This is a genomic window from Catellatospora paridis, from assembly GCF_009720365.1.
Taxonomy (GTDB): domain Bacteria; phylum Actinomycetota; class Actinomycetes; order Mycobacteriales; family Micromonosporaceae; genus Catellatospora; species Catellatospora paridis.
In genome coordinates, this window is record NZ_ML769316.1 from 309,948 (window position 1) to 319,840 (window position 9,893).

The 9,893-nt window shown below is 69.3% G+C and carries 11 protein-coding genes; 5 read left to right on the forward strand and 6 right to left on the reverse strand.

The window, feature by feature from the left end; all coding sequences use genetic code 11:
* Window positions 1-84: 84 nt before the first annotated feature.
* On the forward strand, window positions 85-1,074 hold the full coding sequence (locus tag F9C41_RS16950) for an SLAC1 family transporter (RefSeq protein ID WP_196279809.1): 990 nt from the start codon (window positions 85-87) through the stop codon (window positions 1,072-1,074).
* 148 nt (window positions 1,075-1,222) lie between these two features.
* Here F9C41_RS16950 and F9C41_RS16955 read toward each other — a convergent pair whose 3' ends face one another.
* From F9C41_RS16955 to F9C41_RS16970, 4 genes are all read right to left on the reverse strand, one after another.
* A complete protein-coding gene (locus F9C41_RS16955; protein ID WP_155387768.1) occupies window positions 1,223-2,227 on the reverse strand; it encodes a DUF4331 family protein in 1,005 nt (334 codons plus the stop codon).
* Window positions 2,228-2,527: 300 nt separating this feature from the next.
* Window positions 2,528-3,391, reverse strand: coding sequence for a carbohydrate ABC transporter permease (locus F9C41_RS16960; protein ID WP_155387769.1), 864 nt, complete (start codon window positions 3,389-3,391; stop codon window positions 2,528-2,530).
* A 4-nt stretch (window positions 3,392-3,395) separates the two neighbouring features.
* Complete coding sequence (locus F9C41_RS16965; RefSeq protein ID WP_196279810.1) at window positions 3,396-4,274, reverse strand: carbohydrate ABC transporter permease; 879 nt, start codon at window positions 4,272-4,274, stop codon at window positions 3,396-3,398.
* Window positions 4,275-4,333: 59 nt separating this feature from the next.
* The gene (locus F9C41_RS16970; RefSeq protein WP_196279811.1) at window positions 4,334-5,644 is read right to left on the reverse strand and encodes an ABC transporter substrate-binding protein; all 1,311 of its coding nucleotides are present in this window, start codon (window positions 5,642-5,644) and stop codon (window positions 4,334-4,336) included.
* Window positions 5,645-5,893: 249 nt separating this feature from the next.
* On the opposite strand from F9C41_RS16970, the gene F9C41_RS16975 reads away from it, so the two are divergent.
* The gene (locus tag F9C41_RS16975) at window positions 5,894-6,508 is read left to right on the forward strand and encodes a TetR/AcrR family transcriptional regulator (protein WP_155387772.1); all 615 of its coding nucleotides are present in this window, start codon (window positions 5,894-5,896) and stop codon (window positions 6,506-6,508) included.
* 12 nt (window positions 6,509-6,520) lie between these two features.
* Here F9C41_RS16975 and F9C41_RS16980 read toward each other — a convergent pair whose 3' ends face one another.
* Entirely contained in the window at window positions 6,521-7,549 is a 1,029-nt protein-coding gene (locus F9C41_RS16980; RefSeq protein WP_155387773.1) for an aldo/keto reductase, read from the reverse strand.
* 116 nt (window positions 7,550-7,665) lie between these two features.
* On the opposite strand from F9C41_RS16980, the gene F9C41_RS16985 reads away from it, so the two are divergent.
* From F9C41_RS16985 to F9C41_RS16995, 3 genes are read left to right on the forward strand one after another with little or no spacing between them, the layout of a single operon-like run.
* Window positions 7,666-8,304, forward strand: a complete 639-nt coding sequence (locus F9C41_RS16985) for a TetR/AcrR family transcriptional regulator (protein ID WP_155387774.1) — start codon at window positions 7,666-7,668, stop codon at window positions 8,302-8,304.
* 42 nt (window positions 8,305-8,346) lie between these two features.
* On the forward strand, window positions 8,347-8,679 hold the full coding sequence (locus F9C41_RS16990) for an ArsR/SmtB family transcription factor (RefSeq protein ID WP_155387775.1): 333 nt from the start codon (window positions 8,347-8,349) through the stop codon (window positions 8,677-8,679).
* Window positions 8,676-9,158, forward strand: a complete 483-nt coding sequence (locus F9C41_RS16995; RefSeq protein ID WP_155387776.1) for an SRPBCC family protein — start codon at window positions 8,676-8,678, stop codon at window positions 9,156-9,158. Before F9C41_RS16990 ends, F9C41_RS16995 begins: the two co-directional genes overlap by 4 nt.
* 155 nt (window positions 9,159-9,313) lie before the next feature.
* On the opposite strand, the gene F9C41_RS17000 is transcribed toward F9C41_RS16995, so the two are convergent.
* The gene (locus F9C41_RS17000; RefSeq protein ID WP_155387777.1) at window positions 9,314-9,850 is read right to left on the reverse strand and encodes a GNAT family N-acetyltransferase; all 537 of its coding nucleotides are present in this window, start codon (window positions 9,848-9,850) and stop codon (window positions 9,314-9,316) included.
* Window positions 9,851-9,893: the final 43 nt, after the last annotated feature.

Sequence of the window (9,893 nt, forward strand, 5' to 3'; positions counted from 1 at the left end):
GATGACTCCTGATCCTGCCGGCGACACGACACCGCCGTCATCACCGGGCCTGCATCACCATCGGCCCGGACGGGCGCGTACCGCGTGGGGCTGAACCGCACGCCACCGAGCTTCTTCGCCGCGCCCTTCGGCATCACCGGGCTGGCCCGCACCTGGCAGGCACTCACCGACACCGCCAACGCGCCACGGGCGGTGTCCGTCGTGCTGTACCTGATCGCGGCAGTACTGTGGACGGTGCTGATGGTCGGCTACCTGGCCCGCGCCATCACCACCCGCGGCCGACTGTCCGCCGACCTGCAAGACCCCGTACTCAACCCATTCGTCAGCCTCATCGCGATCGTCGCGATGCAACTCGGCGTCGGCCTGCACCCCCACGCCCCACAGACGGCGACGATAATCGTCGACATCGCACTCGCCGCGGTCATCGGACTCGGCTGCTGGCTCACCGGGCAATGGATGACGGGTCGCCTCGACCAGGACAAGTTCCACCCCGGCTACCTGCTTCCGACCGGCGCCGGCGGCCTGCTCGCCTCGACCGACGCGACCACGGTCGGCCAACCCGGCCTGGGCATGGTGTGCTTCGGCATCGGGCTCGTGTGCTCGCTCATGATCAGCACGCTGCTGCTGCAGCGGCTGTCCTTCCGCCCTCCGTTACCGGCCCCGCTCATCCCGACCCTGGCCATCCTGGTCGCACCCGGCCCGGTCGCCGGCCTGGCCTGGTTCGCACTCACCCCGACGCCCGACACCCTTGCCTACATCCTCGCCGGGTACGCCATCCTGATGACACTGGCGCAGATCCCCCTGCTCCGCTTCTACCTTCGCATCCCGTTCTCACCGACCTTCTGGTCGTTCACGTTCTCCGCCGCGGCAGTGGCCACCCTGTCGATACGCTGGCTGGCAAGCCAGGGGCCCTCCGCACAGCACGCACTGAGCTGGCTGATCACGCTCCTGGTGAGCGCGTTCATCGGCGCCATCGCCGTCAGGTCCATCATTTCGCTCTCGCGTGGCCAGTACTTCCCTCCGGCGTCCACAGCGACGCCAACACGAGATGGCCGTCGTCCGGGGTCGCGGTGAAACCAGACGCCCGGACGTGGCGATGACAACCCCTCCGGGCTACGCCGCGACCGACACGCATTCGAATAGCCCATCTCGGAGTTGGGTCCGAGCACCACGGCCCCCCAGTTTCCGGACCGCGCTGACCCTCGCATGGGAAATCGCCGCCTCAGACCGCAGGAGGCAACTCGGGGTCGGGCGGGCCGAGGTAGGGGAATTGCCACGTCAGGTCGTTGTGAGGATGGAGACCGGTCGGGGGGACCTTGCCGTAGGTCAACCATGCGAAGCGGTAGCTGTAGACGTCGTCGATGAGTTTGCGGCCGTTGGGGTAGGAGACCGGCTTGGTGCGGTCGTAGCGGAGGATGTCGGGCAGGCACTGCAGGGCGGCCCGTCTGGCCTCCTCGGGCGGGTAGCCTGCCTTTTCCAGCACCTGCGACCAGGGACCAAGGTAGTTGGCCACATCGTCGGCGGGCTGCCGAGAGTTGTAGGGGTTCTGCTCGGCGCTGGGATTGATGAATGCGTTGAGGGTCGGATGCCCGCCGCGGTCCAGCTGCTCGAGCACGCCGTTGCTGCGCCGGCTGACCGTGGCCCACACTCCGATCACCGGGCCGGGGCCGAGCAGGTCGCTGGGCACCTCCAGCACGATGGCGTCGACGTTGTTGTCGGCGAAGTCGTCGTGCCCGGTCCATTTCAACCCGTGCAGGGCGCCCTCGGCGTCGGAGAAGAACGGGTCGCTGCGCAGCCCGGCGAACAGGCGGATCTCCCCCGGCTCGGCGACCATGACTGGCTGGGTCGCGCTCCCGAAGCTGACCGGGATGGTCTCGGTGAGAAGCATGCCGACCGGTTCGGTCTGGCGGGCGTCGGCTCCGGTGGCGTAGCGGGCGGTGCCGGTCTGGCTGCCGTTCTCGTACTCGGAGAACGTGAACGCGAACGCGATGTCGGCGAGCGCGTCGCCGTCGGTGTCGACGTTGATCCGGTAGACCGCGCCGGGGTAGAACTCCGGGCCGGTGGTGGGGGCCGGTATCGGCGGCGGTGCGCAGGTCGGATTCGAGGTGATGATCAGCGTCGTCTTGCCGGGATCCTGCGGTGAGGGGAACACGTACAGGTCGGTGAGATCGAGGCGGCGGTCGTCGCCGGGGAAACCGAAGTTCTCGGCGCTGAAATGGTTCGACATAGTGGCTCCCTGAAGGTCCAACGCCATGGGCGCGCGTCGGCGGGCACCGCAGCGGTCACTCTCCACAAGGTCCTCCGCAGGCCAACGCTGGCACAATGTCATGGATGGTGCTGGGCCGAAGGGTGTGATCACCCGGTCGGACGGTTGCCGTCAAAAAGTCCACCAACAGGTCGACAGCGTGGTAGCCAGCCCGGAGGCGCACGCCTCAGGTGGGCCATGGGACGGCGGACGATGCACTTGCGGCGGCGCAGCGCACTGGCCCACGACGCGGAGGACGGCACGTCGGCAACGGTGCAGCCGTCAGCCCTTCACCGCGCCGAGGGTCTGGCCGCGGACCAGGTAGCGCTGGGCGAGCACGAACACGATGAGCACGGGCAGGGTCGTCACCAGGGTGGCCAGTGCCAGGTGCGGCGCGTACAGGCGTACGTCGAGCCCGGCCGCGTTCGTCGGGTCGAACAGCGGGCTGGAGGACACGAGCTGTTGCAGCCCTACCGAGACGGTCGTGCTGTTCGACAGGGGCAGCAGCACCAGCGGGAGGAAGTAGTTGGTCCAGTTCGCCACGAAGCTGAAGAAGCCGACCAGCGCCACGGCCTGCTTGGAGATCGGCAGTGCGATCTTGAAGAAGGTCTGGACGTCGGTCAGCCCGTCCAGGCGGGCGGACTCGACGATCTGGTTGGGCAGCGTCGTCTTGAAGTGGATGTAGGCGAGGTAGACCCCGAACGGGAAGAAGCCCATCAGCAGTCCGACGACCCACAGGTTGTTGACCGCGCCGACGGCGCTCACCTCGAGGTAGATCGGGATCACCAGCACGGTGTTCGGGATGACCATGGTGAGCAGGGTCAGGAAGCGCAGCAGGCGCCGGCCACGGAAACGCAGCCGGGCCAGGGCGTAGCCGGCGGGCAGGGCAGCGACCACCGCGATGAGAGACCCGGTTGACGCCACGATGATCGAGTTGGTGAGCCAGCTCAGGAAGACGCCGTCGTTGAAGGCGAGCACCGACTGCCAGTTGTCGGCGGCGTTGTCCAGTGTCGGCCCGGTCGAGGCGAGGCCGTCGTCGTGGCGGAAGGCGACGGCGAGGAACGCCAGCAGCGGGTACGCGAAGGCGGCGGCGACGAGCAGCAGGGTGGTGATCCGGCCGATCCGGCCGAGGCGGGGGCTCAACATGGCATCAACGCTCGTCCTGGAAGAGGCGGCTGCGGTGGACTACCAGCAGGCCGAGGCCAAGGGTGACCAGCAGCAGGATCACCGACATCGCGGCGGCGGCCGGGGTGTCGAGGATCTGGTATGCGTAGGTGAAGCTCAGCTGGTTGGGTGTCCACTGCGGGGAGATCAGGCCGTGGGTGACCTGTCCGAGCACCTGCGGTTCGAGGAACAGCTGGAAGCCGTAGGCGAGGTTGAGCAGGGTCATGTACCCGAGCCAGGGCCGGATCATCGGGAGTTTCACGCTCCACACGACGCCCCAGGCCGTGGCGCCGTCCATCTTCGCCGCTTCGAGCAGCTCGTCCGGGATGCCGTTGAGGCCGCCGCACAGCACGACGACCCAGGTCCCGGTGCCCTGGAAGAACAGCATCGCGGCGATGATGAACGGCAGGTTGCCCGGCTGCGCGACCTCGTTGAGGCTGGTGTAGCCGAAGCCGTGCCAGAGGAAGTCGACGGGGCTCTGGCCGGGGTTGAGCAGGAACAGCCAGAGCATGAAGTTGGCGATGCCGGCGAAGGCGCCGGGCAGGTAGTAGACGAAGCGCATCGAGGCGCCGAACCTGCGCGGGCTGGCGTCGACCAGCAGCGCCAACACCACCGCGGCGGTGAGCAGCAGGGGCATCCATACGCACAGGACCAGTGCGACGTTGGCGAACGTCTCGACGAATCGGAAGTCTCCGGCGACGCGCTGGTAGCTGCTCAGCCCGCCGAAGCCGGTCTCGGCTTCGTTCTGCAGGCTCTTGACGACCGCGTATCCGGTGGGGATGAGCCCTCCCACGAGCAGGAGCAGCACGTACGGCGCGACGAGCACCGCGGCGGCGTGCCCTTTGCGGGCACGGACGCGCCGCACCGCCGGCGCCGAGGACGCGCGCGTTCGGCTTCGATGCCGGACGAGGACCTGCTGCGTCATCACGACTCCACGGTGTAGCCGAAGGAACGCGCCTCGCGGGTCAGCCGGTCGCTGAACGTGCGCCAAGCGGTGCTGAAGGACTTGCCCGAGGTCAGCGCCGGGGTGATGGTGTGGGTCCAGACCGTGCCGGTGTTGTAGCGGGTGTAGTCGCGATCTGATCGCACGATCGTGGTCGCGTACACGAACGCCTCCGCGGCGTGTTCGAAGTCGGCCAGGTAGCGGGCTTCGCGCTGTTTGGCCAGCCACGGCTTCTGCAGCGGCTTGTAGCCCGGCAGCCCGACCGACAGGTCGACCTGCCACCGCGGGTCCGAGGCGACGAACCGCGCGAACGTCAGGGTGTTCTCCAGCTGGGTGCCTTTGATGTGCCTCGAGAAGCCCCACAGTCCGCCGCCTTCGGAGCTGGTCATGGGCGTCAGGTCCGAGGTCCAGCGCAGCGGCTTGGCGGCGGTGATCCGTCCCGCGGGGACCTTCCACGTGTCGCGGAACAGGAAGTTGCCCCACCACACCGCGCCCGGGCTCATCACCAGGCGGCGGCCGAGTTCGGCGGCGTCCGGGGAGAAGATCCCGGTCGAGGACAGCACGCCGGCCGCCAGCAGTCGGTCGAGCAGCTGCCGCACCCGTACGCACCGCTCGTCGGCGAGATTGATGCGGACCTGCTTCTCGCTGGACGTGTCGTTGGTGGGGCAGCCCGAGGCCCACAGGTAGCGGTCGGGGGCGTAGGCGTCCCCGACGAAACCGGTGATGTGACCGGGATGCTCGGCGGCGATGCGCAGGCTGAGGCTCTCGTACTGCTCCCAGGTCGTGGGCGGCTCGTATCCCCACTCGGCGAGCAGGACCTGGTCGTACCAGAACACGTCGGGTGCGGCGTCGTTGCGCAGGCAGCGGAACTGCCCCTCGATCTTGCACTGCTCGATGACACCTGCCGGGTAGCCGGCGAGGATGTCGCCCAGATCGGGGCTCAGATCGCGCGCGTAGTTGATCTTCGAGCTGGACGCCCAGGCGATGTCGTCGTTGGACGGGAAGAAGATCGCATCCGGCCAGCCCTTCTCCGCCTGGTTGAACAGCACGAACTTCTGCTGCAGCTCGGTGCTGCCGACGTTGCCGTTGATGGTGTTCACCTCGACCGGGATGTCGGGGTACGCCTTCTGGAACGCGTTGACCGCGGGCACGCGCGGCGGGTCGACCCACACCGTGATGCGTCCGCCGGAGTCCGTCGCGTCCTGCGCGGTGCCTGTGCCCTCGGCCGTCTTGCAGCTGCCAGCAACCAGGCAGATGGTCACCAGCGCGACTGCCATCCTGAACCGGCTCATGCCGCCCTTCCCGTGGAGCGTGCCTCGACTCATAGGATGTATTGCTGCGCGGTTACCGCTCGTCGCCTTGTGGGCGGGCTCCAGGAACCGTGCGTGGAATTAGACATCCGATGACTGGCCCTGTCAATCCACCTTGGACTCGGTATCGAAGCCCCGAACGAAGCGCGGCATGCCCGCACCGGTCGGTGCGATCGGTCGCTTCGGGCATCGATATCCGGCACTTCACCCACGGGCGCATCAAGCTGGCCGATGCGACCATCGCTGGCCGCCGCATCCGACGCGTTCTCCCTCGAAGGGCTCGACGCGTCGCTGGAGGCCATCGCCCGGCAGGCCGGGCTCGCCATCGGCACGCTCTACCGCCACTTCCCCACCCGGTTCGACCTGGTGCAGCAGGCGTACGGCGGGAAGTTGCAGGCCTGGCTCGACGCGGCCGAGGCCAGCGCGGCCGAACCAGACGCCTGGCAACTCTTCGGCGGCTACCTGGAGACCCTGTGTGAACTACAGGCCGACGACAGCGGCATGAACGACCTGGCCTCGATGCACCTGCCGCTGCCGGACTTCGTCGCCGGAAAACTGCGCCGCATCCGCGACCTCACCCAGGCCATCGTGGACAACGCCCACGAGCAGGGCACGCTGCGCACCGACGTCACCCGGCAGGATCTCGCCTTCGCGATCTGGGCGCACAGCCGGATCGCCGCGGCGACCCGCGACGTGGCGCCCGAGGCCTGGCGCCGCCACCTGCACCTCATGCTCGACGCCTTCCGGGCCGGGCACACCACCGCCCTGCCGGTGCCGGCGATGACCCAGGCCCAGGTCGACCAAGCGATGATCAACCTGGGCAGCGCGAACTCCGCCGGCGACTGACCCGGGCCGCCCTCAGGCGGGCTGACGTGCCCCGGCGAACATCTGCTGGATCCAGCCCGGATACAGCGCCGCCGGAGCCGACACCGCGTCCAGCTCGGCCAGATCCCGCTCGCTCAGCACCAGACCGCTGGCCGCGACGTTGTCGGCGAGCTGCTCGACCCGTCGCGCGCCCACGATGACACTGGTCACCGCCGGTTGCGCCAGCAGCCACGCCAGCGCCACCCGGGGCACGCTGACGCCGTGCCGGGCTGCCACTGCCCGCAGCACGTCCAGCACGTCGTGGCCGCGCTCGCGGTCCACCGGCGGGAAGTCCGGGTAGTCCGCCGTGGCACGCCTGCTGCCGGGCTCGGCCGTGCCGTCACGATGCAGCTTGCCGCTGAGGAAACCACCCGCCAGCGGGCTCCACACGGTAAGCCCCACCCCTTCGGCCTGGGCCATCGGCACCAGCTCGTGCTCGGCGTCGCGGCCGACCAGCGAGTAGTAGGCCTGCACCGCGGCGAACGCGGGCAGCCCGTGCCGGGCCGACACACCCAGCGCCCGGCTGACCTGCCAGGCCGTGAGGTTCGCGCACCCGATGTAGCGGACCTTGCCCTGGCGTACGGCGTCGCCGAGCGCCGCCAGCACCTCCTCGAACGGGGTCAGCGGGTCGAAGTTGTGCAGCTGGTAGAGGTCGATGTGGTCGGTGCCCAGGCGGCGCAGGCTGGCCTCCAGCGCCCGCATCACGTGCAGGCGCGACCAGCCCGCGTCGTTGGGGCCGGGCCCGGTCGGCGCGTGCACCTTCGTGGCCAGCACGACCTCGTCGCGCCGCGCGCCCAACACCTGCCCGAGCAGCTGCTCGCTCTCGCCGTCGGCGTAGACGTCGGCGGTGTCGATGAAGTTGATCCCCGCGTCGAGCGCGGTGCCCACGATCCGGTCGACCTCGGCCCGCCCCAGCCCGCCGAGCGGGCCGTAGACGGGGTGGTCCGCACCACCGAAGGTCATCGTGCCCAGAGAGATCTCCGAGACCCATACTCCGGTGCGGCCCAGCAGGCGGTATTTCACGGCGTTCCTTTCCTGATCGCGATGGGGTGCGATCGCGAGACACTTCGTCGGACACTCTGTCCGACAATCAGCGTAGCGCGGTCGGCGCCGCCCGCCACTGCGCCTAAGATCCAGCTATGCCGTCCATCACCAGGCGCCGCTCCGACGCGGCCGACCGCCGCGGCGGGGTCGAGACCCAGATCCTCGACACGGTCGCGCGCCTGCTCGCCGAGGGCGCCGGATTCACCGAGCTCGGCGTGCAGCGCATCGCCGCGGAGTCCGGGGTGGCGCGCTCGACGTTCTACCTCTACTTCGCCGACAAGACCCAGCTGCTGCTGCGGCTGGCCGCCTCGATGAGCCAGACCTCGTTCGGCATCACCGCCGCCTGGCGGCCCGAAGCCGGTGTCGAAGCCCTCACCGCGACGTTCGCCGAGGTCATCGCCACCTATCGGGCCAATGCCGCGCTGCTGACCGCGGTGCAGGAGACGTCGGCGTACGACCCGGCCGTGCGCGACTTCTGGAACGGCAGGCTCGAGGCGTTCCGGGACAACACCCGGCAGGTCATCGCCGCCGAGCAGCAGGCCGGTCGCACCCCGGCCGACATCGATCCGGCGGTCGCCACCCATCTCATGATCGACGGCGGCGACCGCTTCCTGCTGCGCCATGTCACCACCGACGACGGCAGCGGCGACGCCGCGGCCGCCCGGGAGCTGGCCGCCACCTGGTGGTACGGCATCTTCCGCCGCCCTGCCACGGACGAGCGCCGACGCCGGTGACCCGCTTGCGCCGCGACGTCGGTAAGTTTAGGCTTACCGTTCGTGGGATCTTACGGAGAGACCGGCCTCGGACTCCTCGGTGACCCGACCCGGCGCGCGATCTTCGAACTGCTGGCCCGCCAGCCCCGCTCAGTAGGCGAACTGGCCGACCTCCTGCCGATCAGCCGGCCTGCGGTGTCGCAACACCTGCGGGCACTCAAAGACGGCGGCCTCGTCGTCAGCCGCGCCGAAGGCACCCGACGCGTCTACCAACTCGACCCCGACGGCGTGACCGCGCTGCGCGCCTACCTCGACCGGGTCTGGGAAGACGCACTCACCGCCTTCCAGAAGGCCGCCGAAGCAGCCTCCGCCGAACCCGAACAGGAGACGCCATGACCACCGCTCCCCCCGTCCCGCCCCTGCACGCGAAGGTCACCGTCGCCCTGCCCGCCACGCGGGCGTTCGACTTCTTCACCACCTCGTTCAGCACCTGGTGGCCCACCGACTACCACATCGGCCAGGCCGACCTGGCCGAAGCCGTCGTCGAACCCCGCGAAGGCGGCCGCTGGTACGAACGCGGCGTCGACGGCAGCGAGTGCGACTGGGGCCGGGTCCTCGTCTGGGAGCCGCCGCACCGCCTCGTCGTCACCTGGCAGATCAACGGCAGCTGGCAGTACGACCCCGACCCGGCGCACGCCAGCGAGATCGAGGTCCGGTTCACCGAAGACGGACCCGACCAGACCACCGTCGAGATCGAACACCGCCACCTCGACCGTCTCGTCGCCGGCCAGGCACTGCGCGACGGACTCGTGGAAGGCGGCGACTGGCGTGCCGTCCTGGAACTGTTCGCCAAGGCCGCAACCAGCCAGCAGTGAGCGCACCGCCGACTCGAGCACCGACCGGCGGCTACCCGTCGCGGGCCGTCCACCGACGACCCGCGACGGCATCATCACACCGTGTGGGCTTGGCGCAGTAGCAAGGACGCTCGGTCCGCCTCAGCTGGAGCGGGTCATGATCCAGACCTGCTGCGTCAGAGCCGTATCGTGGTGAACAGGGTGGTCCCGTGGACCGCGTGCACTTCCTGCCGCTCGGTCTCGGTGAACCCGACCTTGGCCAATACACGGCGGGAAGCGGTGTTCCAATCCCAGACCGTGGCCCACAGGCGTTCGTACCCCGACGATCTCGCCCAGTCCAGCACGGCCCACGACGCCTCGGTCGCGTATCCCTGGCCCCAGACTCGGCGCAGCAGCTCGAACGCGAGTTCCGGCTCCCCCTCCGGCCCTCGTCCGCTGTCGACCAGCCCGCAGTAGCCGATGACGTCACCGGCGCCCCTGCGCTCGATCGCCAGCAGCCCGGTTGACCACAGCCGGTTGGTTCGGATCGAATCCTCGAGCTCCGCGACCGTGGGATGTCCGGCCGCGTCGATGCGCCGGTGCGGCGGCACTCGCGGATCACGTTCGGTCCACAGCTCGCGCTGGACGACGGCCTCGGCCACCCGCCAAGGTCTGAGCAGCAGACGATCCGTCTCGAGGACGACCTCGCGGCCCGGAGTCGTGGCAGCTGACATGACAGCCAGCCTCTCACGGGCGACAGCACTGGCGTGCTCCGGG

Coding starts and splice junctions, on each gene's coding strand:
- F9C41_RS16975 (WP_155387772.1), top strand. CDS start 5,894: ATGCGACCATCGCTGGCCGCCGCATCCGACGCGTTCTCCCTCGAAGGG.
- F9C41_RS16985 (WP_155387774.1), top strand. CDS start 7,666: ATGCCGTCCATCACCAGGCGCCGCTCCGACGCGGCCGACCGCCGCGGC.
- F9C41_RS16970 (WP_196279811.1), bottom strand. CDS start 5,644: ATGAGCCGGTTCAGGATGGCAGTCGCGCTGGTGACCATCTGCCTGGTT.
- F9C41_RS16955 (WP_155387768.1), bottom strand. CDS start 2,227: ATGTCGAACCATTTCAGCGCCGAGAACTTCGGTTTCCCCGGCGACGAC.
- F9C41_RS16995 (WP_155387776.1), top strand. CDS start 8,676: ATGACCACCGCTCCCCCCGTCCCGCCCCTGCACGCGAAGGTCACCGTC.
- F9C41_RS16960 (WP_155387769.1), bottom strand. CDS start 3,391: ATGTTGAGCCCCCGCCTCGGCCGGATCGGCCGGATCACCACCCTGCTG.
- F9C41_RS17000 (WP_155387777.1), bottom strand. CDS start 9,850: ATGTCAGCTGCCACGACTCCGGGCCGCGAGGTCGTCCTCGAGACGGAT.